The 25557-nt window shown below is 57.1% G+C and carries 24 protein-coding genes; 13 read left to right on the top strand and 11 right to left on the bottom strand.

Features of this window, described 5'->3' with window-relative positions:
- Nucleotides 1–2 precede the first annotated feature (2 nt).
- Genes ssuC through HBN79_RS06965 form a run of 3 tightly spaced genes read left to right on the top strand, consistent with a single transcriptional unit; the run spans nt 3 to nt 1862 of the window.
- A complete protein-coding gene (gene ssuC / locus HBN79_RS06955; protein WP_016782831.1) occupies nt 3–809 on the top strand; it encodes an aliphatic sulfonate ABC transporter permease SsuC in 807 nt (268 codons plus the stop codon).
- Nucleotides 806–1612, top strand: a complete 807-nt coding sequence (ssuB, locus tag HBN79_RS06960; RefSeq protein WP_095017916.1) for an aliphatic sulfonates ABC transporter ATP-binding protein — start codon at nt 806–808, stop codon at nt 1610–1612. The genes ssuC and ssuB overlap by 4 nt, the downstream gene beginning before the upstream one ends.
- Nucleotides 1613–1646: 34 nt before the next feature.
- Nucleotides 1647–1862, top strand: a complete 216-nt coding sequence (locus HBN79_RS06965; protein WP_003444581.1) for a TOBE domain-containing protein — start codon at nt 1647–1649, stop codon at nt 1860–1862.
- A gap of 723 nt (nt 1863–2585) precedes the next feature.
- Here HBN79_RS06965 and betT read toward each other — a convergent pair.
- The 6 genes from betT to hemF form a co-directional block, all read right to left on the bottom strand.
- Entirely contained in the window at nt 2586–4583 is a 1998-nt protein-coding gene (betT, locus tag HBN79_RS06970; protein ID WP_094999601.1) for a choline transporter BetT, read from the bottom strand.
- Between the two features lie 637 nt (nt 4584–5220).
- Nucleotides 5221–6717, bottom strand: coding sequence for a hypothetical protein (locus HBN79_RS06975; protein WP_153326286.1), 1497 nt, complete (start codon nt 6715–6717; stop codon nt 5221–5223).
- A 12-nt stretch (nt 6718–6729) separates the two neighbouring features.
- Nucleotides 6730–7266, bottom strand: coding sequence for a hypothetical protein (locus HBN79_RS06980; protein ID WP_141228134.1), 537 nt, complete (start codon nt 7264–7266; stop codon nt 6730–6732).
- 286 nt (nt 7267–7552) lie between these two features.
- Nucleotides 7553–7879: a DOPA 4,5-dioxygenase family protein gene (locus HBN79_RS06985; protein WP_169916472.1), complete on the bottom strand. Its 327-nt coding sequence runs from the start codon at nt 7877–7879 to the stop codon at nt 7553–7555.
- Nucleotides 7880–7928: 49 nt separating this feature from the next.
- On the bottom strand, nt 7929–8750 hold the full coding sequence (gene aroE / locus HBN79_RS06990) for a shikimate dehydrogenase (RefSeq protein ID WP_169916473.1): 822 nt from the start codon (nt 8748–8750) through the stop codon (nt 7929–7931).
- Between the two features lie 22 nt (nt 8751–8772).
- Complete coding sequence (hemF, locus tag HBN79_RS06995) at nt 8773–9687, bottom strand: oxygen-dependent coproporphyrinogen oxidase (protein WP_094999596.1); 915 nt, start codon at nt 9685–9687, stop codon at nt 8773–8775.
- Nucleotides 9688–9839: 152 nt separating this feature from the next.
- Here hemF and HBN79_RS07000 point away from each other — a divergent pair, with 152 nt between their 5' ends.
- Nucleotides 9840–10817 (top strand): quinone oxidoreductase, encoded by a 978-nt coding sequence (locus HBN79_RS07000; protein ID WP_095038500.1) that lies wholly within the window; start codon nt 9840–9842, stop codon nt 10815–10817.
- Between the two features lie 177 nt (nt 10818–10994).
- On the opposite strand, the gene HBN79_RS07005 is transcribed toward HBN79_RS07000, so the two are convergent.
- Nucleotides 10995–11552, bottom strand: coding sequence for an L-threonylcarbamoyladenylate synthase (locus tag HBN79_RS07005; protein ID WP_094999595.1), 558 nt, complete (start codon nt 11550–11552; stop codon nt 10995–10997).
- Nucleotides 11553–11587: 35 nt separating this feature from the next.
- Nucleotides 11588–12685, bottom strand: coding sequence for a DNA-processing protein DprA (gene dprA, locus HBN79_RS07010; RefSeq protein ID WP_169916474.1), 1098 nt, complete (start codon nt 12683–12685; stop codon nt 11588–11590).
- A 381-nt stretch (nt 12686–13066) separates the two neighbouring features.
- Between dprA and def the strand changes: the two genes are divergently transcribed.
- The 5 genes from def (at nt 13067) to HBN79_RS07035 (ending at nt 17757) form a co-directional block, all read left to right on the top strand.
- Nucleotides 13067–13573, top strand: a complete 507-nt coding sequence (def, locus tag HBN79_RS07015; protein WP_016782844.1) for a peptide deformylase — start codon at nt 13067–13069, stop codon at nt 13571–13573.
- Between the two features lie 207 nt (nt 13574–13780).
- Nucleotides 13781–14731 (top strand): methionyl-tRNA formyltransferase, encoded by a 951-nt coding sequence (fmt, locus tag HBN79_RS07020; RefSeq protein ID WP_094999593.1) that lies wholly within the window; start codon nt 13781–13783, stop codon nt 14729–14731.
- A complete protein-coding gene (rsmB, locus tag HBN79_RS07025; RefSeq protein ID WP_095017920.1) occupies nt 14728–16038 on the top strand; it encodes a 16S rRNA (cytosine(967)-C(5))-methyltransferase RsmB in 1311 nt (436 codons plus the stop codon). Before fmt ends, rsmB begins: the two co-directional genes overlap by 4 nt.
- Nucleotides 16039–16058: 20 nt before the next feature.
- Nucleotides 16059–17435 carry a Trk system potassium transporter TrkA gene (trkA, locus tag HBN79_RS07030; RefSeq protein WP_094999591.1) on the top strand — a complete coding sequence of 459 codons (1377 nt, stop codon included), beginning with the start codon at nt 16059–16061 and terminating at the stop codon, nt 17433–17435.
- A 10-nt stretch (nt 17436–17445) separates the two neighbouring features.
- Nucleotides 17446–17757: a tetratricopeptide repeat protein gene (locus tag HBN79_RS07035; RefSeq protein WP_169916475.1), complete on the top strand. Its 312-nt coding sequence runs from the start codon at nt 17446–17448 to the stop codon at nt 17755–17757.
- A gap of 122 nt (nt 17758–17879) precedes the next feature.
- Here HBN79_RS07035 and HBN79_RS07040 read toward each other — a convergent pair whose 3' ends face one another.
- Together HBN79_RS07040 and tag are read right to left on the bottom strand one after the other, a co-directional pair.
- Nucleotides 17880–18767 carry a lysophospholipid acyltransferase gene (locus tag HBN79_RS07040; protein WP_094999589.1) on the bottom strand — a complete coding sequence of 296 codons (888 nt, stop codon included), beginning with the start codon at nt 18765–18767 and terminating at the stop codon, nt 17880–17882.
- 183 nt (nt 18768–18950) lie between these two features.
- Nucleotides 18951–19508 carry a DNA-3-methyladenine glycosylase I gene (gene tag / locus HBN79_RS07045; protein WP_094999588.1) on the bottom strand — a complete coding sequence of 186 codons (558 nt, stop codon included), beginning with the start codon at nt 19506–19508 and terminating at the stop codon, nt 18951–18953.
- An 81-nt stretch (nt 19509–19589) separates the two neighbouring features.
- Here tag and glyQ point away from each other — a divergent pair, with 81 nt between their 5' ends.
- The 4 genes from glyQ to HBN79_RS07065 all read left to right on the top strand — a co-directional run bounded on the left by glyQ (nt 19590) and on the right by HBN79_RS07065 (nt 23986).
- The gene (gene glyQ, locus HBN79_RS07050; protein WP_003437964.1) at nt 19590–20543 is read left to right on the top strand and encodes a glycine--tRNA ligase subunit alpha; all 954 of its coding nucleotides are present in this window, start codon (nt 19590–19592) and stop codon (nt 20541–20543) included.
- Complete coding sequence (glyS, locus tag HBN79_RS07055; protein ID WP_094999587.1) at nt 20540–22594, top strand: glycine--tRNA ligase subunit beta; 2055 nt, start codon at nt 20540–20542, stop codon at nt 22592–22594. Before glyQ ends, glyS begins: the two co-directional genes overlap by 4 nt.
- Before the next feature lie 4 nt (nt 22595–22598).
- On the top strand, nt 22599–23138 hold the full coding sequence (gene gmhB / locus HBN79_RS07060) for a D-glycero-beta-D-manno-heptose 1,7-bisphosphate 7-phosphatase (protein WP_165446529.1): 540 nt from the start codon (nt 22599–22601) through the stop codon (nt 23136–23138).
- 77 nt (nt 23139–23215) lie between these two features.
- Complete coding sequence (locus tag HBN79_RS07065) at nt 23216–23986, top strand: lysophospholipid acyltransferase family protein (protein ID WP_094999585.1); 771 nt, start codon at nt 23216–23218, stop codon at nt 23984–23986.
- Nucleotides 23987–24240: 254 nt separating this feature from the next.
- On the opposite strand, the gene HBN79_RS07070 is transcribed toward HBN79_RS07065, so the two are convergent.
- On the bottom strand, nt 24241–25557 hold a 1317-nt coding region (locus tag HBN79_RS07070), incomplete at its 5' end, for a class I SAM-dependent methyltransferase (protein ID WP_222931188.1).

Genomic DNA, 25557 nt, shown 5'->3' on the forward strand with positions numbered 1-25557 from the left:
CCATGAGTTCAGGCAAGGCCTCGGGCCTCAAAAATATCGGTCACACCCTGGCGCCCTGGGCCTTGCCGGTCTTGCTGCTGGCAGTGTGGCAGCTGTCCGTGTCAGCGGGCTGGCTGTCGACACGCATCCTGCCCGCCCCCAGTGCCGTGATCACGGCCGGCGTCGAGCTGGTGCGCAGTGGCGAAATCTGGAAACACCTGGCCATCAGCGGCTGGCGCGCCGGGCTCGGCTTTGTGATCGGTGGCAGCATCGGTCTGGCGCTGGGCTTTATCACCGGCCTGTCGAAATGGGGTGAACGCCTGCTCGACAGCTCGGTGCAAATGATCCGCAACGTGCCGCATCTGGCGCTGATTCCGCTGGTCATCCTGTGGTTCGGCATCGACGAGTCAGCGAAGATTTTTCTGGTGGCGCTGGGGACTTTATTCCCGATCTACCTCAACACTTACCACGGCATCCGCAACGTTGACCCGGCGCTGGTGGAAATGGCGCGCAACTATGGCCTGTCCGGTTTCAGCCTGTTCTGGCAGGTGATCTTGCCGGGCGCGCTGCCGTCGATCCTGGTGGGTGTGCGCTTTGCCCTGGGCTTTATGTGGCTGACGTTGATCGTGGCCGAAACCATCTCCGCCAGCTCCGGCATTGGCTACCTGGCGATGAACGCCCGGGAGTTCCTGCAAACCGACGTGGTGGTGCTGGCGATTGTTTTGTACGCAGTGCTCGGCAAACTGGCCGACACCGCAGCCCGGGGGCTGGAGCGCATCTGGTTGCGCTGGCACCCGGCGTATCAAGTGGTTAAAGGCGGTGCAGCATGACAGCTCAACAACCTCCACGTTTGCGCCAGGGCATACCGCTGGCCATCAACGGCTTGCAGAAGGCCTTCGGTGAGCGCCTGGTGCTACGTGATATCAACCTGCATATCCCGGCAGGGCAGTTTGTCGCCATCGTAGGCCGCAGCGGGTGCGGCAAAAGCACCCTGATGCGTTTGCTGGCCGGCCTGGATCAGCCCACTGCAGGCCAGTTGCTGGCCGGTAGTGCGCCCCTGCAAGAGGCCCGTGAAGATACGCGCCTGATGTTTCAGGAAGCGCGTTTACTGCCCTGGAAAAAAGTCATCGACAACGTGGGCCTGGGCCTTAAAGGCGACTGGCGGCCAAAGGCGCTCAAGGCACTGGAAGAAGTCGGCCTGGCCGAGCGCGCCAATGAATGGCCGGCAGCACTCTCGGGCGGTCAGAAGCAGCGCGTGGCCCTGGCCCGCGCCCTGATCCACCAACCGCGCCTGCTGCTGCTTGACGAGCCGCTGGGCGCGCTGGATGCCCTGACCCGCATCGAAATGCAGCAACTGATTGAACGCTTGTGGCGCCAGCATGGTTTTACCGTATTGCTGGTGACCCATGACGTGAGCGAAGCCGTCGCGATTGCCGACCGTGTCATTTTGATTGAAGAAGGCCAGGTAGGGCTGGACCTCACGGTCGACCTGCAACGCCCACGGCTACGCGGCTCGCATCGTCTGGCGGCACTGGAAACCGAAGTACTGAACCGTGTTCTTGCACTGCCTGGCTCGCCACCTGAGCCGGAACCCGTTGCACCGCTGCCTACGCAACTGCGCTGGGCGCAATAAACCCACTTTCTATCCCAAGACAGGAATCGACACCATGACCATTAAAGCCATCAACGTTCGCAACCAGTTCAAAGGCCACATCAAGGAAATCGTACTGGGCGACGTGCTGTCGGAAATCGACGTACAAACGGCGTCGGGCATCGTGACTTCGGTGATCACCACCCGCTCGGTGAAGGAGCTGGAGCTGGTGGTCGGTAGCGAAGTGATCGCGTTCGTAAAGTCCACTGAAGTGTCCATCGCCAAGTTGTAAATCATGGGTGATTCACAGCCCCGAACGGCGTAAGCCCTTCGGGGTTTTTTGTGCCTGAAAATCGCGCTCAAATCCTGGGGGTCATGGCTGTGGCCGCTCATCAGCGATAAACAGCGCAACAAATTCTTGGCCGCCTGAATGCGCTGCTCGGCACAGGCCAGCAGGGCAGATACAGAGGCGCGGGGATCGATCAATAAAACGTGGGAACCGACGGGATTGTCGGCTTGGGGAACGTACTGGGACATGCTTTAACTCCTAAGAAAAGGAGCCACCTCAATCAGCTTGCACGCAGAAAGAGGCTAGCAATTGTGCTCGGGTGTGCAAGACCGGTCCCAGATAACCCGGCAGACCCGAAGATCTCCCGCGCACAACCGCCATAACGCCGATTGCAGGCGCAGAGCCTACCAAGCGAAATGAAAAGTTGGAAATCTGAGAGTCAGGCTTGCACGCCTGATCGCTGATGTTCAGCGATGGAGCGGACTATAGGCAGCCCGCTTGGGGCATCACAATGGGGTAACGCGGGTGAAAGCCCGATCCCACATAAGTGCGCGAAAGGTCTGTAGAAATCGCAGCGCCTGCATCGCGAGCAAGCCCGCTCCCACAGGTTTGACGAGCATCCACACATGGTGAGAACACCCAAAACCTGTGGGAGCGGGCTTGCTCGCGATGGCATCAGCCCGGTGACTCAGGCCATCACAGCAGCCTGAATCACCACCAAACCAATCAGCGCACCAAATGCAAGAACTGCAGATGGCGTTCGTACTGGTCGAGGATGTCGTTGATGATCTGCTCTTTGGTGTAGCCCGTCAGGTCGTAGTCCTGGCTGCCTTCGGCCAGATGCACTTCAGCACGGTAGTAACGGCGATTACGCAGTTGCTCCTTTTTGCCGAAGCCACCCCGGGCGAAGGACGGCGTGAAGTAGCCACGCATCTGCACCTGGTAGATAAACGGATGTTCATCCCCATGACCGATTTCCAGGCTCACGTTGTCGTTGGCCGGGTCTGGCTGGGTGACAACGTTAAGGCCTTTCTCCCGGAACACAGCGCTCACTTCTTCAATCGCCGGGCGCACGGTGGTGTCCATAAAGCGGTACACCTCGTCCCGCGACGGGAAGTGCACGGCCTGGCTCAAGCGCTGGCGCCAGCCACCACGACGCGAGTGCGAAACGGGTGCCAGGGAGTGGGTCTGCGCAATCTTCTTCTGCGACTCAAGGTAGAACGCCTTGTGCAGGCCCCACATCATCAGCAGCAAAATCAGCGAGAACGGTAACGAGGTCAGTACTACCGCTGACTTGAGCGCATCGATACTGCCTGAGAACAGCAGCGCACTGGTCACCAGCGCAGTCATCGCGCCCCAGAACACCCGCAGCCATTTCGGGCCGTCTTCGTCCGCGTTATTGCCACGGGCCGAGAGGGTGGACAGCACCACAGTACCGGAGTCAGCCGAGGTCACGAAGAACACGAAGCTGATAAACACCGTCACCGCGATAACGGTCTTGCTCCACGGGTAGGTCTCAAGCAGCAGGTACAGCGTACGCGACGGGTCATCGATAGCCGACTGGCCGAGGGCAACCATACCGTGGTTGAGCACCTGGTCGATGGCGCTGTTGCCGAAAATAGACATCCACGCCAGGGTGAAGCCCAGTGGAATCAGCAGCACGCCGAACACGAACTCGCGGATGGTCCGGCCACGGGAAATACGCGCAATAAACAGGCCTACAAAGGGCGACCATGCGATCCACCAGGCCCAATAGAACACGGTCCAGCCGCCCAACCAGTCACTTGGCTTGTCGTAGGCATACACATCGAAACTCTTGGTGGGCAGTGCACCCAGGTAGTCACCGATGTTCTGCACCAGAGTGTTGAGCAAGTGCTGGGTGGGGCCGGCGAACAACACAAACAGCAGCAGGGCACAGGCCAGCAGCATGTTGATGTCGGACATCACCCGTACGCCCTTGTCGACACCGGCAATGGCCACCAGAATCGCGGCGCCCATCATCAACGTGATCAGGCCCACTTGCACCCATTGGGTATGGGGCATGCCGAACAGGTAGTCGAGGCCGGAATTGAGGTGCAGCACCCCAAAGCCCATGTCGGCGCCCAGACCGAACACCGTGGCGATAATGCCGAAACCATCCACCGCATAACCGATGGGGCCGTTGATGCGCTTGCCGATCAGCGGGTAGAGCGCCGAGCGCAGCGCCAGCGGCAGGTTATGCCGGTAGGCGAAGTAGGCCAGTGCCATGCCGACGAACGCGAACACCCCCCAGCCGTGCAGGCCCCAGTGCAGGAACAGCAGCTGCATGCCCTGGCGCGCAGCCTCGGCATTGCCGGCCGGGCCCTGCGGCGGGTTGAGCATATGGGTGAGGGGTTCGGACACACAGAAGAAAAATAGCGTGATGCTGATCCCGGCGGCGAACAACATGCCCGCCCAGGACAGGTAACTGAACTCGGGTTCGTCGTGGTCGGCACCGAGCTTGATCTTGCCGTAGCCGGACAAGGCGGTGACGACCACGAAGATCAGATACAGGGTCATCGCTAACATGTAGTACCAGCCGACCGTGTTGGCCGCCCAGTTTTGTGCGGCCAGCAGCCATTCGCCGGCAGCGGCAGGCATGGCGATGACCACCACACCGAAGATCAGGATAAACGCGGCGGCAAAGTAGAACACCGGCGGGTTCATGCGGATCGAGGACGTCTCGGACGTGATCGGTACACTCATTGGATGTGCACCTTATAGAGGTAAAACGGGATCAAAAAGAGCGGATTCGGCAAGGGTTAGCCTCCTGTTGTGAGCGGGCAGCGGACCACCGGTTTAACTTGAACAAGCATTCAAGTTAAACATGGATGGCCTTTCAGCACTAATCGCTGCCCGCAGCTGCACGCCTGATACGTTAGCTCATGGCAAGGTATGACACATGGCCATGATCATCGTTCAGCCTTTATAGCGTGGGGCTATCAGGGGGGAGAGGCGGCAAAAGAAAACGGGAATTTCGGGCGCTGAAAAAAAATCCAAAAAAAATGTTCGCAGAAGCGCAGTGATCAAAAAATAGACTGATTTAGACGCCGATCAGTAGTGCCTCAGGAGGAAAGTACCGACGAATTTACAGCAGAGGGGGGGACCCTATTGATTGAAGTGGTCCCAGAGACTTATCTCGCATTGGCGCCCGCAATCTACAAGCACCAATACGAACAAACAGAGATTCACAAAGAACACCTGATAATGTTACCCGATTACAGTTATCAAAAATTTAAGACTACAAACACTCTCTTTCATACATCGAAGTTAACAATAGAACCTAGATAAAAATCAATCGACAGATAAATCATGCTTTCTTTCAACGGATATTTATATCAATTTAACTTTTCAATGTCTCTGCCGATGGCTCATCGGGAGTTATCGTCGAGAAATTAACGGCCACTGCTTCTTTAATTTCACCCTTTTGAGTAAAACCACTGACACCTACAATATCATTACCATTTCGAGCATCTGCTAATGGCCTTGTATAGTTCAGATCAATCTGTGAAATACTTAACTCGTCCAGCGAATGTAACTCGCTTGTACCAGTCGACTCAATCCTGCTTTGGCCATCATGATTGGCATCAACCCAAACCCTCACATCGCCCCAGCGTTCATCCTGGTTATCAAATTTAAGGTCTTTGTTGCTATCCAGGCTGCGCAGTGCATCAAATGCATTATCAAAGTTCTTTTTACTCGGAGAATCTCGGCTTCCTTGTTCGGCACCAAAATACTCTGACATCAACTCCGAGACATTATCAATTTTTCCGTTTCCATCAAGGTCCAAAACAACCATACCTTCGTCAGGGCTGCTCCACCCCGTTTGCACCTTCTCGCCGTCGTTGTTCATGTCGAAATGAACAGGAGAGGCATGAGGGTTGGTGAGTTTTGCTCCGGCCCCACCCAGATCCAAAATCAAAGGGTCTACTTTGTTTTCTAAGGCGCATTTCATTCTTGCAATTTGTTCTGGCGTTATATAGTTGAGACCTCCAACACTTTCCAAAGAAATATCAACATTAGCAGCTGGCCTTTCGATATTTGTCACAGGTACCCCTCCGCCTGTGCTGTAGCCGTTCGATGCAGAAGTAGCGCCACCTGCCCCCCCACTTCCGCCACTGTCAAGACTACCAGCCGTACCGTTACTTATACCGCCACCTGGAATCACAGGCAGTGAAATATCAACTTCTACACCTTTTACTAATAAATCTTCAAATACTATCTTTATGACAATAGGTATAATCATTGAGGCATTGCCAAAATACTTTTCGAAAATCATCCCAATAGCAGCGGCATTTTGTATAAATACCGTGGCATAATTTTCCATTTGCTCTAAAAAGTTACGGCCCGGAATCTCAACGTAATTATGCCCTAGTCCACCCCCCCACACAGGAAACTCATCACCGAGCGTCCCGGCCCATTGCCATGGTTCCAAACCTAAGTATTTTACTGCGGCTTGCACGTCTCTTTTGATCACATCTTTAATTGGCAAAATGCCTTTAGCGTGAATAAAATCCGCAATAACTTGGTGGGCTAATCTGTCAGAAGCATTTTTATACATACGCGAAGTGAATTTCCTTCCGGAGCGCTCAACTGCATATCGCATGGAATTGGAAACCAGTTCGCTTGCAAAGCTTCCGTCAATATTATTGATAGATTTTGCAGCCATAAGCCAGTTAGCCGTCATCAACATCTGGTCTCTCACTTCGCCATCGGCCTGGTTGGCAATAGCTTTTTGAGCAACATTATATAAGTAATGGTATCCTCCCGCGTAGTCTTTCACGGCGAGTCTATGTTCCAGGTATTTGATATCCGCGGGTGCCAGAGGTATTTGCACCATATTGGCGCCTCCTTAATTAATTAAAAAACGATCCAGAAAATTCAACACAAAAACATCGGCTTCTTTAAGGTTGGAAATCTCACGGCTAAACAAATAGTCAATCCCAAAAGTACTTTTGTACGCTCTTTTTCCCATATAAATCAGGTCCCACTCATATATATATGCATTGCTTCCATCACGGCCCGCAACTCTATAAGTCTTTTCACTATCCTCTAACAGTTCAACCCCATCAAAAGACGCAATGGTTTTTAATGTTCGGGTGGCTCGATTTATATCAAACGGAGGAACGGATATAGGAAATAAAACTAACACCATTACATTGTTAGATTTATTTTTATAATCAACCAACTTCATGGATGGATACTCAACACGAAGAGTGACCACGCTTTCACCGTTAAAATCAATAAGCTCGCAATCCTTATCCGAAACATCAAAGGAAAAAACACTGATATTCGTTTTTTCATTAACAAACGTGCAAGCTGCATGGGCGGGCATTGAGCCCCAAGCAAACACCAGTGATATAAGCCCACCTTGAAGATATCTACGCACTACCAGCCTCCAATATTACTGATGTATCGCCATTTCCACAGGAGTAATAAATATAGCGACCAACAAAATTCAATCTTCATAGCTCAGCGCGGAACATGGTTTTTGGACGTGTCATTTCCATACCCCATCCAAGAGCGAGATTAAAAACCTTAACGCCCTGAAAACTTTAGGCCTGGTACCAAAATATGACCACAGCGAAGCCGCCGTTCTTAATGTCGGATATTTCCGTAACTAAAAATAGTATGTAGGAGAGGGTTAAACCGGGCGCAGAACTGCGCGCCCCCGTTTAAAAAACAGACAAGTCCAGCGACCGAATCGCGCCCATCCAGATAGCATGGTCGGTGTGGTCCAGCAGGTCGTTGCCGGTATCGGGATGCAAAAACACCACCAGACCGTGCCGGTAGAGCGCCAGCCACGGCAGGACGATGCCGATCAGTTCAGGGCCGAAAGCCAGCTGGCAGCTCCAGTCCGGGTGCGGGCCAACCGGGCGCTCGTGGACGCGGCCCATGGTGACGCCAAACAGTCGCCTGGCCTCTTCGCACAAGGCGCGCGCCTGATCGATGGTCGAAGCGTCGAAGTAGACATGGGCGTGGTAGCCCTTGATTCGCTGCATAAGTACCTCTTGCCCTCACCCCGCCCTCTCCCGGAGGGAGAGGGCTGCTTTAAAGCGCCAGCAACCGGCGCAATTCAGCCAGCGCCGGTGCAGTATCCGGACGCACCCCGCGCCACAGATAAAACGCCTCGGCGGCCTGTTCGGCCAGCATGCCCAAACCATCCATCACCTGACCCGCGCCATGCCCGCTGGCCCACACGCAAAACGGCGTCGGCTCCTTGCTATACATCATGTCGTAGCACAGGGTTTTACCCGGCTCGATCAGGCTGCTGGCAATGGGGGGCAGTTCGCCGCTCAGGCTGGCCGAGGTGGCATTGATAATCAGGTCGACCGGCTCGTGCAGCCAGTCAAAACCGCTTGCAGCCACCGGGCCCAGGTCGCTGAACAACTCGGCCAGCAACTCGGCTTTTTCAACAGTGCGGTTGGCGATGGTGACCGAGGCCGGCCCTTCAGCCAGCAACGGCTCCAGCGCACCCCGCACCGCACCGCCCGCGCCCAGGATCAGGATGCGCTTACCCTTGAGGCTGAAACCGGCATTGACCGTCAGGTCGCGCACCAGCCCTGCACCATCGGTGTTGTCCCCCAGCAAAACGCCATCGGCCAATTTGCTCAGGGTGTTGACCGCTCCTGCTCGCTGGGCCCGAGCTGTCAGTTGATCCGCCAGGCGGTAGGCGTCTTCTTTGAAGGGCACTGTCACATTGGCGCCACGCCCCTGCAGGAAAAACTGCGTTGCGCAGCCAGCAAAATCATCCAGTGGTGCCAGCAAGGTGTCGTACTGCATGGCCTGGCCAGTTTGCTCGGCAAACAGGCGATGCAGCACCGGGGATTTGCTATGGGCAATCGGGTTACCAAAAACAACGTAACGGTCCATCAGGCAAGCTCCTCGGGCAGTGTCAGGCGTTGGCCAACCAGTCGCGGTCTTGCAGGAAGTAATCCGTCAGGCGCGCTTCCGGGCTTTCCGGTTCCGCTTTCCAGTCATAAGCCCAGCGCACTTGCGGTGGCAGGGACATCAGGATCGACTCGGTGCGACCGCCCGATTGCAGGCCAAACAGGGTGCCACGGTCATAGACCAGGTTGAATTCCACATAGCGTCCACGGCGGAATTCCTGGAACTCACGCTGCTGGGCAGTGTATTCGTCGTTTTTGCGGCGCTGAACGATCGGCAGGTAGGCGTCGATATAGGCATCACCAATGGCGCGAATAAAAGCGAAACAGGTGTCGAAATCCCACTCGTTCAGGTCATCAAAAAACAGGCCGCCAATACCACGGGGCTCATTGCGATGCTTGATATGGAAGTAGGTGTCACACCACGCCTTGTAGCGCGGGTACACATCGGCCCCAAATGGCGCACAGGCCTGCTCGGCCACGCGGTGCCAGTGCACGCAGTCTTCTTCAACGCCATAGTAAGGGGTGAGGTCAAAGCCGCCACCGAACCACCAGACCGGTTCTTCGCCTTCTTTCTCAGCGATGAAAAAACGTACGTTGGCGTGGGAAGTTGGCACATGCGGGTTGTGCGGGTGGATCACCAGCGACACACCGAGGGCTTCAAAGCCACGGCCCGCAAGTTCAGGGCGATGAGCACTGGCCGACGGTGGCAGGCCGCTGCCAAACACATGGGAAAAGTTGACGCCGCCTTTCTCGATGACGTGGCCGTTTTCGATTACACGGGTACGACCGCCACCACCCGCCGGGCGCTCCCAGGCGTCTTCAACGAACTGGGTGCCGCCGTCTTCCGTTTGCAATGCGTTGCAAATGCGGTCTTGAAGGTCGAGCAGGTAGGCTTTTACAGCCTCGGTGCGAGTAGTCATGACATCACCTTAAATCGGGCAAAGCGACGCGGCGTGCGGGGCCGGCGGCAAAGGGGGGCTAGCATAACACCGCACTCCGGCTCACCGCAGTTGACGAAGATCACGCTTCAGCGTTGGATGGTGGCTTCGTGAAATGAGCGAGGACAGTGCAGATGGCAAAGCGTATCCAGTTTCGGGCCCACGGCGGCCCTGAAGTGCTTGAGTATGTCGATTACCAACCCGCCGAGCCGGGTCCGCAGCAAGTTCGGGTGCGCAATCAGGCCATCGGTCTGAATTTCATCGATACCTATTACCGGGGTGGCTTGTACCCGCTGGCTGAACTGCCGTCCGGGCTGGGCAATGAAGGGGCAGGGATCGTTGATGCGGTGGGCAGTGACGTGCGCAACGTGAACGTCGGCGATCGCGTCGCTTACGGCACCGGGCCGCTGGGGGCATACAGTGAACTGCACGTTTTGCCTGCAGCCAATGTGGTGAAACTGCCCGAGGATATTTCCTTTGAACAAGCCGCCGCCGTGATGCTCAAGGGCCTGACAACCCAGTACCTGCTGCGTCAGACCTACGAACTCAAAGGGGGTGAAACCATCCTGTTCCACGCTGCTGCAGGCGGGGTAGGTTCGATTGCCTGCCAATGGGCGAAAGCCTTGGGCGTGAAATTGATCGGCACGGTCAGCTCAGCCGAAAAAGCCGCGCACGCCAAAGCTCTGGGCGCGTGGGAAACCATCGACTACAGCCACGAGGATGTTGCCAAGCGTGTACTGGAATTGACCGACGGCAAGAAGTGCCCGGTGGTTTACGACGGTGTAGGCAAGGACACCTGGCTAACGTCACTGGACTGCGTAGCACCACGTGGGCTGATGGTCAGCTTTGGTAATGCTTCAGGCGCGGTAACGGGAGTCAACCTGGGGATCTTGTCGCAGAAGGGCTCGCTGTATGTCACTCGACCGACGTTGGCGACCTACGCCAATAGCGCCGAAAACCTGCAAGCGATGGCCGATGAGCTGTTTGCGATGATCCGCAGCGGTGCAATCAAGGTTGATATCAGCCAGCGTTTTGCGTTGGCTGATGCGGCCAAGGCGCAGACGGAACTGTCGGCGCGCCGAACCACGGGATCGACGATTTTGTTGCCTTAAAACAAATTCGTAGCAGCTGCCGTAGGAGCGAGGCTGCGTTCGGCGGCGCAGCCGTCGTAAAACCAGACACTGTGGTCGTTCAGAAAAATCTCGGACTCAGGTTTTACGATTGCTTCGCAACCGGACGCAGCCTCGTTCCTTCGGCAGCTGCTACAAGATCGGTTGGGCTGCAACTCATTACGCCGGGCGTACGATTTTGCCGCTAGCCAGGTCGCGGATCAGGCTCGGGTTTTTACGTCCACCCAAGTTGCCACCCAACACATGGTCGATTTGCCCACGGAAATACTGCTCCACTTTCAAGCGAGTACGCGCTGCCGGCAAACCTGCCGGGTTGGCTGAAGTCGAGACAATCGGCCCCACCAGCGCGCACAGTTCGCGCACCAGCGGGTGATCGCTCACGCGCAGCGCCACCGTATCGTGTACCCCGGTGATCCACTCGGGCAGCAAGCCCTGATGCGGCACCAGCCAGGTGTTCGGCCCTGGCCAGGTACTGGCCATGCGGTCGATCCACTCCTGGGGGAAGTCTTCAAACAGGAAGTCGAACTGGTGAATGTTGTCTGCCACCACAATCAGACCTTTATCCACAGGCCGCGATTTGATCGCCAGCAGCCGCTCGACCGCGTCTTCATCCCATGGGTCGCAGCCCAGGCCCCAGACCGCCTCGGTCGGATAGGCAATCACCGCGCCTGCGCGAATGGCTCTTGCAGCTTGTTGGACGCGCCAGGTGCTGATCATTGAATGTCTCCAGATATGTGCTGCGCGCAGTGTACTTAGCTGGCGCGAGCAAACCAACGCCCACCCTCGAGTACAACATGCCCCGCCAGTTCAAGCTCGGTCAGAGTAGCCAGCAATCGGGGCAAATCCCAACCGCTGATATTGGCCAATGCTTCGCTGGTATAGGGCGCTGCCTGCAACAATTGCACTAATGTATGACAGCTTGGAGTAAACATTTCTGTTGTGGGCAACGGCATCGAGCGCCAGCCACGCAGGCCTTCGAGAATGTGCTCAACGGTCTCGACAAGCGTAGCGCCATCACGGATCAACTGATGGCAGCCACGCGCCCCAGGGTGGTGGATGGAACCGGGCATGGCGTACACCTCGCGCCCCTGCTCTGCGGCGAGACGGGCAGTAATCAGCGAGCCGCTGGACACGCTGGCCTCGACCACCAGCACGCCAAGGGACAAACCGCTGATAATGCGGTTACGCCGCGGGAAGTTGGCGGCTTGGGGCCCGGCGTCCAGAGGAAACTCCGATACCACGGCGCTACCGTTGCAAATCATTGCGTCTGCCAATGCCCGATGGCGCTGTGGATAAAGTTTTTCCAGGCCCGTCCCCAAAACCCCCACTGTCTGCCCGCCAACGTCCAGAGCAGCCTGATGCGCTGCGCCATCAATCCCCAGCGCCAGCCCGCTGGTAATCACAAAACCGGCGCCAGCCAGGCTGCGGGAAAAGGCGGTCGCGGTGTCCAGCCCAGGCCTCGAAGCGCGTCGGCTACCGACCATCGCCAACTGCGGTTTTTCCAGAGTTGACGGCTCTCCCGCCACGAATAACAGCGGCGGGGCATCGCTCAATTCGCTTAACAGCGCCGGGTAATCGGCCTGATCATGCAGCAGCACATGGTGTCTGGAGCGCTCAAGCCAGCGCAATGCAGCGCTGGCACCCTCACGGACTTCAGGGCTGCGCCGCGCCTGGGCACACCCCTCGGGCAGCCCCAGGGCACGCCAGGCGCTGGCAGGTGCGCTGAGCGCCGAACTGGCCGAACCAAAGGCTCTGAACAGGCTGTAATAACGCCGTGGCCCAACGTCGGGCAAACGGTGCAAACGCAAGCGGGCCTCCAACTCTGCTGGGGATATTTCTGAGGGTGGCATAGGATCATCCTTGATCGGTTATTCCATCTGGCTGTAAGGAACAAGCTGTGGATAACTCTGTTGACAAGTTGTTTGGCTAACGATGAAAAGTACCGGGTTGAGCCCCTTGGCAGAACTTGAAACGCCAATGGGAAACCCAACATTAGTTGAACGTCGCCTGGAGGCCGGGCAGGTTGGTTTCAAATTGAGACATGCACAGGTGCAGCCCGGCAGCTAGTCGTTTCATCCGTGGGTGAATCCCTTTATTATGTGCTCTCGCGTGAAACGCCTGAGCCCGAGCGGGCTCTCTCTGAAGGAGACGTTTTGCACAGGTTGCTCGAGTCCCCAGGACCCACCTGACAACCGTTTTTGAATCTTTCACACAGTGCACCAAACAAACTTATGGCTATTTTGAACATCCTCGAATTCCCAGACTCGCGTCTGCGTACCATCGCCAAACCCGTGGCGGTTGTGGACGACGAAGTCCGTCAGTTGATCGATGACATGTTTGAAACCATGTACGAGGCGCCAGGTATCGGCCTGGCCGCGACCCAGGTCAACGTGCACAAACGCATCGTGGTCATGGATCTGAGCGAAGATCGCAGCGAACCGATGGTGTTTATCAACCCCGAGTTCGAGATCCTGTCCGACGAGATGGGCCAATACCAGGAAGGCTGCCTGTCGGTACCGGGTTACTACGAGAACGTTGATCGCCCGCAGCGCGTCAAGATCAAGGCGCTGGACCGTGACGGCAAACCTTTCGAAATGATCGCCGAAGGCCTGTTGGCGGTGTGCATTCAGCATGAGTGCGACCACCTCAACGGCAAGCTCTTCGTCGATTACCTGTCTACGCTCAAGCGCGACCGGATCAAGAAGAAACTGGAAAAACTGCACCGCCAGAACGCTTGATCGGCATAAAACGCACAACACTCCCGAACAGGCAGGGACCCGATGTGGGAGCGGGCTTGCTCGCGATCGGGCCAACACGGTTCTGCTGATACACCGGGTAGCCCTCATCGCGAGCAAGCCCGCTCCCACATGAAAATGAGCCAGCCGGTCCGTTCGCTGGCTCATTGCCGTCAGTTCCCGCGCCCCCCTATTCCAAGTGAGTATTCCATGACTGAGCCACTGCGCATCGTCTTTGCCGGCACCCCAGAATTCGCCGCCGAACACCTCAAGGCACTGCTAGACACGCCTTACGAGATCGTCGCGGTCTACACCCAGCCGGACCGTCCGGCAGGGCGCGGGCAAAAGCTGATGCCAAGCCCGGTCAAACAGCTGGCGCTGGAGCACAACATCACAGTGATGCAGCCACCCACCCTGCGTGCCCCTGAGGCCCAGGCCGAACTGGCTGCACTCAAGCCGGACCTGCTGGTGGTGGTGGCCTACGGCCTGATCCTGCCGCAAGTGGTGCTGGATATTCCGCGCCTGGGCTGCATCAACAGCCACGCCTCCTTGCTGCCACGCTGGCGCGGAGCAGCGCCGATCCAGCGCGCCATCGAAGCCGGCGACAGTGAAAGCGGAGTGACCGTAATGCGTATGGAGGCGGGTCTGGACACCGGCCCCATGCTGCTCAAGTCCGTGACCGCAATCACCGCCGATGACACCGGCGGCAGCCTGCACGACCGCCTGGCCGAACTGGGCCCACCGGCCGTGATCCAGGCCATTGCCGGTCTGGCGGCGGGGACGCTGCAAGGTGAAGTCCAGGATGACAGCCTGGCGACCTACGCCCACAAGTTGAACAAGGACGAAGCGCGCATCGACTGGAGCCGCCCGGCCGTTGAGCTGGAGCGCCTGATCCGCGCCTTCAACCCGTGGCCGATCTGCCACAGCACGCTCAATGGCGAAGCCCTCAAAGTACTGGCCGCAAACCTGGCTGACGCTCAAGGTGCACCGGGACAGATTCTCGCCGCCAGCAAGGACGGCCTGATCGTGGGTTGCGGTGAAGGCGCCTTGTGCCTCACACGCCTGCAATTGCCTGGTGGCAAAGCGCTGAACTTCAGTGATTTTTTCAACAGCCGCCGTGAGAAATTCGCCGTCGGTACAGTTTTGGGTGCCGCACAATGAATCCTCGTCTGGCCGCCGCCAAAGCCCTGACTGCCGTGCTCAACGGCAAGGCATCGCTCAACAGTTCGTTGCCGCTGCAACTGGACAAGGTTGAGGTACGTGACCGCGGTCTGACCCAGGATCTGGCCTTCGGCACCGCGCGCTGGCAGCCACGCCTGTCGGCGCTGGCCAACAAGCTGCTGCAAAAACCGTTCAAGGCCGCCGACGCTGACGTCGAGGCATTGCTGCTGGTCGGTTTGTATCAACTGCTCTACACCCGCATTCCGGCCCACGCCGCCATCGGCGAAACCGTAGGTTGCGCCGACAAACTGAAAAAGCCGTGGGCCAAAGCCCTGCTTAACGCCGTATTGCGCAATGCACAGCGAGAAAGCGAAGCCTTACTGGCTGAGCTGGAGCGTGACCCGGTGGTGCGTACTGCGCACCCACGCTGGCTGCAAAAATCCCTGAAGGCTTTTTGGCCTGAGCAATGGGAAGCCATCTGTGCAGCCAACAATGCGCACCCGCCGATGATCTTGCGGGTCAACCGTCGCCATCACAGTCGTGATGCGTATCTGCAGTTGCTGGTCGAGGCAGGGATCGAAGCTCAACCTTGCACCTTTAGCCAGGACGGCATCGTGCTGGCTGCGGCCTGCGATGTACGCAATCTGCCAGGCTTTGCCGAAGGCTGGATCAGTGTCCAGGACGAAGCCGCCCAGCTGGCTGCCGATTTGCTCGATCTGGCCCCGGGCCAGCGTGTACTCGACGCCTGCTGCGCCCCCGGCGGCAAGACCTGCCACATCCTGGAAGTCGAGCCCAAGCTCGCCGGCGTGGTAGCCGTGGACCTGGAAGCCAAGCGCCTGGTGCGCGTTCGCGAGAACCTTGAACGTCTGGGCCTGAGTGCCGAGTTGATTGCGGCTGACGGCCGCGATACCGCAACCTGGTGGGACGGCAAACCTTTCCAGCGCATTTTGCTGGATGCGCCTTGCTCAGCAACGGGTGTTATCCGCCGTCATCCAGACATCAAGCTGACCCGCCAACCGGACGACATCGCCGCACTCGCCACCCTGCAAGGCGAACTGCTGGACGCGATGTGGCCAACCCTGGAAGTCGGTGGCATCTTGCTTTACGCCACCTGTTCGACGCTGCCGACCGAAAACACCGAGGTGATCGAAGCGTTTCTGGCCCGGACACCGGGTGCCCGCGAGCTGGATATCGCCGGTCAGTTCGGTATCAAACAACCCCACGGCCGCCAGTTGCTGGCGCAAGAAGGTGGGCATGACGGTTTCTATTACGCCAAACTGATCAAGATCGCTGCCGCACGCAGCTAACGGTTCCAGGAAATGACGGCATGAAAATCATCATCCTCGGCGCAGGCCAGGTCGGCGGTACGCTGGCAGAACATCTGGCCAGCGAAGCCAACGACATCACCGTGGTCGACACCGATGGCGAACGCCTGCGCGACCTGGGTGACCGCCTCGACATCCGCACCGTGCAGGGCCGCGCCTCGCTGCCCAATGTGCTGCGCCAGGCGGGTGCAGATGACGCCGACATGCTGGTGGCCGTGACCAACAGCGACGAGACCAATATGGTCGCGTGCCAGGTGGCCTACACGCTGTTTCACACCCCGACCAAAATCGCCCGTGTTCGAGAAGCGGCTTATCTGACACGCGGCGAGGAGTTGTTTGATAACGACGCCATCCCGGTCGACGTGCTGATCAGCCCCGAGCAGGTGGTCACCAACTACATCAAGCGCCTGATCGAACACCCCGGTGCTTTGCAGGTGATCGACTTTGCCGAGGGCAAGGCGCAGTTGGTCGCGGTCAAGGCGTATTACGGTGGCCCGCTGATTGGTCAGCAATTGCGCCAGCTACGCGAGCACATGCCGAATGTGGATACACGAGTCGCGGCGATTTTCCGACGCGATCGGCCAATTACACCCCGTGGCGATACCATCATCGAGGCTGACGACGAAGTATTTTTCATCGCCGCCAGAGCCAATATTCGCGCAGTAATGAGCGAAATGCGCCGCCTTGACGAAAGCTACAAGCGTATTGTCATTGCTGGCGGCGGACAGATCGGCGAGCGCCTGGCCGAGGCCATTGAAAGCCGTTACCAGGTCAAAATCATAGAGATGAATCCTGCACGTTGCCGCTATTTGTCCGACACGCTCGACAGTACAGTTGTGCTGCAAGGTAGCGCCTCGGACCGCGACTTGATGCTCGAAGAGAACATCGCCGATGCCGACGTGTTCCTGGCCCTGACCAACGATGACGAGGCCAATATCATGTCCTCGCTGCTGGCCAAGCGCCTGGGCGCGAAGAAGGTGATGACCATCATCAACAACCCGGCCTATGTGGACCTGATCCAGGGTGGCGAAATCGATATCGCCATCAGTCCGCAGCTGGCCACCATCGGCACCTTGCTGGCCCACGTACGCCGTGGCGATATCGTCAGTGTGCACTCACTGCGCCGCGGTGCGGCGGAGGCCATCGAAGCCATCGCCCACGGTGACTCCAAGTCGAGCAAGGTGATTGGCCGCAGCATCGGTGAAATCAACTTGCCACCGGGGACCACGATTGGCGCGATCATTCGCGACGAAGAAGTGCTGATCGCCCACGACTCTACCGTCATCAATGCCGGCGACCATGTCATCCTGTTCCTTGTGGATAAAAAGCATATTCGCGACGTAGAGAAGCTGTTTCATGTGGGCTTGAGTTTTTTCTAAGGAGTCAGGGATGCTGGAATCACTGGAAAAGATGCTCGCCAAGGGTGTGGATAACTCATTGCTGCGCTTTGGCCTGGGCAAGGGCTATCTGGACCTTGGGGATAACTTGAAAGCGGCGGAGCATCTGCAGCGTTGCGTCGACTTTGACCCCAAGTATTCGGCGGCCTGGAAGCTGCTGGGCAAGGCGCAGCTGGCGGCGGGGGATCGTGCGGCAGCGCGGGCGGCATGGGAGCAGGGGATTGCAGCGGCTCAGGCCCATGGCGACAAGCAGGCCGAGAAAGAAATGACGGTGTTTTTGAAGAAGCTGGATAAGTCGCAGTAATTCATCCAGCTTCATATTGGGAACTTGATGTGGGAGCGAGCCTGCTCGCGAAGATCGTTAGATAATCGCGGCGCTTGTGAAACCTTCGCGAGCAGGCTCGCTCCCACGGGATGCATGTCTGGTCAGTACCAGCGCGCCTCACCCGGCGGACGCTTCTTGAAGCGCTTCATGCTCCACATGTACTGGCTCGGGTACGCCCGCACATACTTCTCGACCACCTTGCTCATGGCCGCGCACGAGGTCGCCGTATCGGTGCTGTACATCTCTTCGGGCGCCGCTTCCAGAATCACTTTGAAACCCGAACCGTCGGGCAAGCGCAATGCGTGGAGGAACACGCCCACCGCTTTGCCGCCCGCCAGCATATTGGGCACAAACTTGCTGGTCAGGGCCATCGTGCCGAGGAACGGCACAAAAATTCCGGCTGACTCAGCGGGCTCCGGATCTGCCGGAATGCCCACCTGACCACCTTTGCGCACCTCCTTGATCACGCTCAGGATGCCTTCTTTGGTCGATGCCGCCACGCGGTTGCCCAGCTGAACGCGTTGCTTTTGCAGCAATTCATCCACAGCCTTGAGCTTGGGCGGGCGGTAAAAAATGATCGGCTTGCACTGGCTGCAATAGAAGTGGTTGAGCACTTCCCAGTTGCCCAGATGGCTGGTGATGCCTACCACGCCCTTGCCTGAGGCCAGGGCGTCCTTGAGCACGTCCAGACCTTCGACTTCACGCACCAGGTCAATCGAACGCTGGGCCGGCCAGATCCAGGCGCACGCGCTCTCGGTCAGGCTTTTACCGATGTCCTTGAGGCTCTGGCCCACGAGTTGCTCACGGGCGACCGGGTCCATTTCGGGGAAGCATTTGGCCAGGTTGATCCGCACCACATCGCGCGAACGATTAGGCAGTTTCCACATCAACCAGCCAATGGCCGAGCCCACGCGTTGCACCGCGCTCCACGGGAGCATGGCAAACAATCGCAAAGCCCCGACCAGCAAGGCGCCTTTAAACTTTTCCACAGAATAATCTCTCGAAAGCACTCGTAGCAGCTGCCGAAGGCTGCGTCCGATTGCGAAGCAATCGTAAATGCTGAGTGCTTGATTTTACTGACACATCGCAGGGCCTGACTTCACGACGGCTGCGCCGCCGGACGCAGCCTTCGGCAGCTGCTACGGGTTATGCGTGTGGCGAAAAAAGACATTCTAACCGCCGTTGGCCAGTTCCGCGTAACGGTCGCAATACGTGGCATGGTCCATAACCATGCCGCTGGCCTGCATAAAGGCGTAGCAAATGGTCGGGCCGACGAACGTAAAACCGGCTTTTTTCAGGCCTTTGCTCATGGCTTCGGCCTCTGGCGTCACCGCAGGGAATTCATGGCGTTCAGTAAAGTGGTTGATCTTCGGTTTACCCCCAACAAACGACCATAAAAACTCCACCGGGTTGTCCAGAGCCAGCCAGGCCCGGGCATTGCGTCGTGCTCCGGCCACCTTGAGACGGTTGCGGATAATCCCCGGATCCTGCAACAAAACCTCGATTTCAGCGTCCGTCATAACTGCCAGACGCTGCACATCAAAGCCAAACATGACCTTGCGATAGTGCTCGCGCTTCTTCAAAACCGTGATCCATGACAAACCTGCCTGGAACCCTTCGAGCAATAACAACTCGAACAGCCCATGCGCATCGCGCAACGGCACGCCCCACTCTTGATCGTGATAAGCGGCATACAGCGGATCTTCTGAACACCAGAAGCAACGTGGCATATAGGCTCCAGGGGGTGGAGGGGCGACCGAATCGGGTATACTCCCGCTCTTTAAATCGCAGCCCAAGAAACAGGTGAATTTGTGAGCCAGCCTACGCCAGCAGTGCGTACCTTCCAAGACTTGATCCTCGCCCTCCAGCAATACTGGGCCGAGCAAGGTTGTGTGGTGCTTCAGCCCTACGATATGGAAGTGGGCGCCGGCACATTCCATACCGCCACGTTTTTGCGCTCTCTGGGCCCGGAAACCTGGAACGCCGCTTATGTGCAGCCCAGTCGTCGTCCGACTGACGGCCGCTACGGCGAAAACCCGAACCGTTTGCAGCACTACTACCAGTTCCAGGTGGTTTTGAAGCCAAACCCGCCAAACTTCCAGGAGCTGTACCTGGGTTCGCTGAAACATATCGGCCTGGACCCACTGGTCCACGATATCCGTTTCGTAGAAGACAACTGGGAATCGCCAACACTGGGCGCCTGGGGTCTGGGCTGGGAAATCTGGCTCAACGGTATGGAAGTCACCCAGTTCACCTACTTCCAGCAAGTAGGCGGCATTGAGTGCTACCCGGTTACCGGCGAAATCACCTACGGCCTTGAGCGTTTGGCTATGTACCTGCAGGGCGTGGATTCTGTCTACGACCTGGTATGGACTGACGGCCCGTTCGGCAAAGTGACCTACGGCGACGTGTTCCATCAGAACGAAGTCGAGCAGTCGACTTACAACTTCGAACACGCCAACGTCGACAAACTGTTCGAACTGTTCGATTTCTATGAAAGCGAAGCCAAGCGCCTGATCGAACTCGACCAGCCGCTGCCGTTGCCAAGCTACGAAATGGTGCTCAAGGCATCCCACACGTTCAACCTGCTGGATGCCCGCCGCGCCATTTCCGTGACCGCGCGTCAGCAATACATCCTGCGTGTGCGTACCCTGGCGCGTTCGGTGGCTCAGGCCTACCTTGAAGCTCGCGCCAAGCTGGGCTTCCCGATGGCTCCGCCGGATTTACGTGATGAAGTGTTGGCTAAGTTGGAGGCAGCACAATGAGTGCTCAAGATTTTCTGGTTGAACTGGGCACTGAAGAACTGCCACCAAAAGCCCTCAATACCCTGGCTGATGCATTTCTCGCCGGGATTGAAAAAGGCCTGCAAACAGCCGGTCTGAAATTCAGCGCGAAAAAAGTCTACGCCGCACCGCGCCGCCTGGCCGTTCTGCTGACCCAGCTGGAAACCCAGCAGCCTGACCGCAGCATCAATATCGACGGCCCGCCACGTCAAGCTGCTTTCGATGCCGAAGGCAACCCGACCCAGGCAGCCCTTGGCTTTGCCAAAAAATGCGGTGTTGAGCTGAGCGAAATCGACCAGAGCGGCCCGAAACTGCGTTTCAGCCAGGTGATCGTCGGCAAGCCGACCGCCAGCCTGCTGCCGACCATCGTTGAAGACTCGCTCAATGACCTGCCGATCCCCAAGCGTATGCGCTGGGGCGCGCGCAAGGTCGAGTTCGTACGTCCAACCCAGTGGCTGGTCATGCTGCTGGGCGACGAGGTCATCGATTGCACGATCCTTGCGCAAAAAGCCGGTCGTGAGTCCCGTGGCCACCGCTTCCATCACCCGGAAAACGTGCGCATCAGCGCCCCGGCCAACTACGCCGAAGACCTGCGCAAAGCCTACGTGCTGGCCGATTTCTTTGAGCGTCGCGAGCTGATTTCCAAGCGTGTGGCCGAGCTGGCGACGATGCAGGAAGGCAGCGCTATCGTGCCGCCGGCCCTGCTCGACGAAGTGACCGCGCTGGTTGAATGGCCGGTGCCGCTGGTGTGCTCGTTTGAAGAGCGCTTCCTGGACGTCCCGCAAGAAGCCCTGATCACCACCATGCAGGACAACCAGAAGTACTTCTGCCTGCTGGACGTCGATGGCAAATTGCTCCCGCGCTTTATTACCGTGGCCAACATCGAGAGCAAAGACCCGCAGCAGATCATCTCGGGTAACGAGAAAGTGGTTCGCCCGCGCCTGACCGATGCCGAGTTCTTCTTCAAGCAAGACAAGAAGCAAAAACTCGAGAGCTTCAACCTGCGTCTGCAAAACGTGGTATTCCAGGCCCAACTGGGCAGTGTTTACGACAAGGCTGAGCGTGTTTCGAAACTGGCGGCATTCATTGCCCCGCGCATTGGCGGTGACGCACCGCGTGCCGCCCGTGCCGGTTTGCTGTCCAAGTGCGACCTGGCCACGGAAATGGTCGGCGAGTTCCCGGAGATGCAAGGCATTGCCGGTTACTACTACGCGCTGAATGACGGCGAGCCTGAAGACGTCGCCCTGGCGTTGAACGAGCAGTACATGCCGCGTGGCGCGGGCGCGGAGTTGCCGAGCACCCTGACCGGTGCTGCAGTGGCCATCGCCGACAAGCTCGACACCCTGGTGGGTATTTTCGGCATTGGCATGTTGCCTACAGGCAGCAAAGACCCGTACGCACTGCGTCGTGCAGCGCTGGGTATCCTGCGCATCCTGATCGACAAGAAACTCGACCTCGACCTGACTGAAGCAGTGAAATTCGCTGTCAGCGCTTTCGGGGCCAAGATCAAGTCGGCCGGTCTGGCAGATCAGGTTCTGGAATTCATCTTCGACCGCCTGCGTGCGCGTTACGAAGACGAAGGCGTGGACGTGGCCACTTACCTGTCGGTACGTGCCCTCAACCCAACGTCGGCGCTGGACTTCGATCAGCGCGTGCAAGCCGTACAAGCGTTCCGCCAGTTGCCGGAAGCCGCTGCACTGGCCGCCGTGAACAAACGCGTTTCGAACCTGCTGAGCAAGGTTGAAGGCACGGTTTCGACCCACGTTGAAGCCCGCTATTTCGACAATGCTTGTGAGTTCTCGCTGTTCTCGGCCATCCAGAAGGCCGACGAGGCCGTACAGCCAATGGCTGCTGCCCGTCAGTACAACGAAGCCCTGACCCGTCTGGCCTCGTTGCGCGAGCCGGTGGATGCGTTCTTCGAAGCGGTGATGATCAACGCAGAAGACCCGAGCGTGCGGGCTAACCGCTACGCCTTGCTGGCCCGTCTGCGTGGCCTGTTCCTGGGTGTTGCCGATATTTCACTGCTGGGCTGAGGGGTTGCCGTTGAAACTGCTGATTCTCGATCGGGACGGAGTAATCAATTACGACTCCGACGCTTACATCAAGTCAGTCGAGGAGTGGCAACCACTGCCCGGCGCGATCGAGGCCATTGCGCAGTTGAGCAAGGCCGGCTGGACAGTCGCCATCGCGACCAACCAGTCCGGCATTGCCCGCGGCTACTATGATGTTGCCACGCTGGACGCCATGCACGCCCGCTTGCGGGCGCTGGTGGCAGAGCAGGGTGGCGAGGTCGGATTGATTGTCTATTGCCCACACGGACCTGACGCGGGTTGCGCTTGCCGTAAGCCCAAACCTGGCATGTTGCAAACGATTGCCAACCATTACGGCGTTGATTTGGCCCAATGTTGGTTCGTCGGTGACAGTTTGGGTGACTTGCAGGCTGCGCAAGCCGTCGATTCTCAGCCAGTTTTGGTAAAAACCGGAAAGGGCCTACAGACATTGGCCAAAGAGTTACCGGTTAATACTCTAGTATTTGACGATCTGGCGGCAGTCGCCGCAGAACTTATCCACAAATAAAGCATGTTCGAACACTGGCCTGCACGTTATGCGCTGGCCTGTTCCCTTATGCTTTATCCGCAACGGTAAAAGCCGCTATGTCGATACTGCAGGCCATCAGAACCTTCTTCTTTTACCTGCTGCTGGGCACCAGCTCTCTGCTGTGGTGCTCGCTGAGCTTTTTTGTCGCTCCGTTTTTGCCATTCCGTGCGCGCTATCGGTTTATCAATGTTTACTGGTGCCGCTGCGCGCTGTGGCTGACACGGGTGTTCTTGAAAATTGACGTTCGGGTTACGGGCGCAGAAAACATCCCGCAACGACCGTGCGTGATTCTGGCCAACCACCAAAGTACCTGGGAGACGTTTTTTCTCTCGGCCTACTTTCAGCCGTTGAGCCAGGTACTCAAACGCGAATTGCTGTATGTGCCGTTTTTTGGCTGGGCGATGGCGATGCTGCGCCCGATTGCCATCGACCGTGACAACCCCAAGGCTGCGCTCAAGCACATTGCAAAAAAGGGTGATGAGCTGCTCAAGGACAACATTTGGGTGCTGATCTTCCCGGAAGGCACCCGCGTGCCGTTTGGCCAGGTGGGAAAATTTTCCCGGGGAGGCACGGCCCTGGCGGTCAACGCCGAACTACCGGTACTACCGATTGCCCACAACGCGGGCAAGTTCTGGCCCAAGACGGGCTGGGCGAAAAAGGCTGGCACCATCGAGCTGGTCATCGGTGAACCGATGTACGCCAACGGCAGCGGTCCACGGGCCATTGCCGAGCTGAACGACCGGGTACAGGCCTGGAACGAGCAGGCTCAGCGCGACATGGGTTCGTTGCCTCCTATAGCTAAACCTTCTGAAACGATTGTGAACTAAGCAAATTGTGGATAACTTGTGCACAAGTTTTCTTTTTTTGTGAAAAAACAGACGTAAGCCTATGATTTTCATGCTTATTTCAGACTGTAAGTTTTCACCTAAATACGTGCATAAGTTTTTCTAAGCGCAAAAAAAACCGGCTTATATCAGCCGGTTTTTTGTGCCTGTCGATTCATTGCTTCTACCGCGCGGCCATCCTGCACCTTGGTAAATTCAAGATATCTGGATTCATCGCAACCTAACCAACATTGCTGTCAGGAAAAGCTATTGCTGCGTGTCAGATGCGGGATGAACGTGGTCTGGTACTTCAACTGATCGGCCTTGAGGGTTGACGCCGGATACACCAGATTTTCCAGCTGTCTGGTTTTTTCGATCATCTTTTGATCACCTTTGACGAAGTTTATCGAATACGCATTGTCTGGGCCCGGACTCGTAGGGGTGACCGTCACCGGGGTAAATCCAGCATTGGTGGCCATGGCGATCAGTCTTTCTTGGGACATATAATTGGCAGGTGTTTCAGCTTCCATATATTGATTGTAGGTTCGCTCCAGTTGTGCGGGCGATATATCCGGGTTTTCATGGAGCTTCTTATACAACTCAATGACCACATGCATCAGGTCGATATCATCTCCGCTCAGGCGACTGGAGTGCTCGGTGATGCTCAGTACGCCCCCCTCCTTGAGCAGATCGGCGGCTTGTTTGATACTGTATTGTTGCACCCCGTCGGAGGGGAAGTGATGCAGTGAATGCTGATACATGACGCAATCAAACTTTCCACCTTCCACTAATGGGTTTGCACAATCGCTCCCTGCCACTTTGCCGCTGCTCATGCTAGTGCCGTCATAAATGATCTTTTTAACGGATGCACAATTCTTGCGACTCTCGAGTTGCACCGTTTTGCTGTTTTCGTCCCATCCTGTTTCAGTATCGACTTCCAGGACATAGGGCTCGACATATATGCCGCTGGCCTCGGCCAGACTGGCGGATACATAGGACGTCAGCTTGCCGTCATTTCCGCCGATATCCAAAACCTTGAGCTTGTTCGAACCGCGGCCCAAATCTGGATTCACCTCCATGATCATAGTGGCGATGTCATTACCCTTTCTGCTGAGGTGAGCAGTGACATCAGTCGCAACGGATTGTTTATTGATCGTTGTCGCGTTTCTATACCAATCGCACAGTTTTTCTATAAAAACGGCGTTGGGAAGCTTTCGTGAAACGTCCTTGGCGAGGCCCACCATATCGGCAATCAAGCGTTCCTTGTACTCATTGCTGATTGAAAAAGAATCCGAGTCGCAGTGATAGGTCAGTACTTTGGAAAGATCAGCATGTCGGCCAATATTCTCGCCGTGCAACTTTAAATAGTCATGGATAAAGTAATTACTCTTTGAGTCCAGTCGATGTTGGACAGGTTCGAAGCTTTCCAATGGACCGTCGAATGCCCTAGGCTCTGTACGTAAACCCAAGAAATACGATTTTCTGTAAAATACACCGCCATTAAAGCCAGGAGGCCAAGATGGCAAAGCGGTATGAACTCCCCGACGCAGCCTGGGATCTGGTTGCAGATATCG

Source organism: Pseudomonas sp. WS 5051 (assembly GCF_012985715.1).
GTDB classification, from domain to species: Bacteria; Pseudomonadota; Gammaproteobacteria; order Pseudomonadales; family Pseudomonadaceae; genus Aquipseudomonas; species Aquipseudomonas bubulae.

Excerpts from the sequence above, each read along its gene's own strand:
- ssuC (WP_016782831.1), top strand. The coding sequence starts at position 3 with ATGAGTTCAGGCAAGGCCTCGGGCCTCAAAAATATCGGTCACACCCTG.
- ssuB (WP_095017916.1), top strand. The coding sequence starts at position 806 with ATGACAGCTCAACAACCTCCACGTTTGCGCCAGGGCATACCGCTGGCC.
- HBN79_RS06965 (WP_003444581.1), top strand. The coding sequence starts at position 1,647 with ATGACCATTAAAGCCATCAACGTTCGCAACCAGTTCAAAGGCCACATC.
- betT (WP_094999601.1), bottom strand. The coding sequence starts at position 4,583 with ATGAGTGTACCGATCACGTCCGAGACGTCCTCGATCCGCATGAACCCG.
- HBN79_RS06975 (WP_153326286.1), bottom strand. The coding sequence starts at position 6,717 with ATGGTGCAAATACCTCTGGCACCCGCGGATATCAAATACCTGGAACAT.
- HBN79_RS06985 (WP_169916472.1), bottom strand. The coding sequence starts at position 7,879 with ATGCAGCGAATCAAGGGCTACCACGCCCATGTCTACTTCGACGCTTCG.
- aroE (WP_169916473.1), bottom strand. The coding sequence starts at position 8,750 with ATGGACCGTTACGTTGTTTTTGGTAACCCGATTGCCCATAGCAAATCC.
- hemF (WP_094999596.1), bottom strand. The coding sequence starts at position 9,687 with ATGACTACTCGCACCGAGGCTGTAAAAGCCTACCTGCTCGACCTTCAA.
- HBN79_RS07000 (WP_095038500.1), top strand. The coding sequence starts at position 9,840 with ATGGCAAAGCGTATCCAGTTTCGGGCCCACGGCGGCCCTGAAGTGCTT.
- HBN79_RS07005 (WP_094999595.1), bottom strand. The coding sequence starts at position 11,552 with ATGATCAGCACCTGGCGCGTCCAACAAGCTGCAAGAGCCATTCGCGCA.
- dprA (WP_169916474.1), bottom strand. The coding sequence starts at position 12,685 with ATGCCACCCTCAGAAATATCCCCAGCAGAGTTGGAGGCCCGCTTGCGT.
- def (WP_016782844.1), top strand. The coding sequence starts at position 13,067 with ATGGCTATTTTGAACATCCTCGAATTCCCAGACTCGCGTCTGCGTACC.
- fmt (WP_094999593.1), top strand. The coding sequence starts at position 13,781 with ATGACTGAGCCACTGCGCATCGTCTTTGCCGGCACCCCAGAATTCGCC.
- rsmB (WP_095017920.1), top strand. The coding sequence starts at position 14,728 with ATGAATCCTCGTCTGGCCGCCGCCAAAGCCCTGACTGCCGTGCTCAAC.
- trkA (WP_094999591.1), top strand. The coding sequence starts at position 16,059 with ATGAAAATCATCATCCTCGGCGCAGGCCAGGTCGGCGGTACGCTGGCA.
- HBN79_RS07035 (WP_169916475.1), top strand. The coding sequence starts at position 17,446 with ATGCTGGAATCACTGGAAAAGATGCTCGCCAAGGGTGTGGATAACTCA.
- tag (WP_094999588.1), bottom strand. The coding sequence starts at position 19,508 with ATGCCACGTTGCTTCTGGTGTTCAGAAGATCCGCTGTATGCCGCTTAT.
- glyS (WP_094999587.1), top strand. The coding sequence starts at position 20,540 with ATGAGTGCTCAAGATTTTCTGGTTGAACTGGGCACTGAAGAACTGCCA.
- HBN79_RS07065 (WP_094999585.1), top strand. The coding sequence starts at position 23,216 with ATGTCGATACTGCAGGCCATCAGAACCTTCTTCTTTTACCTGCTGCTG.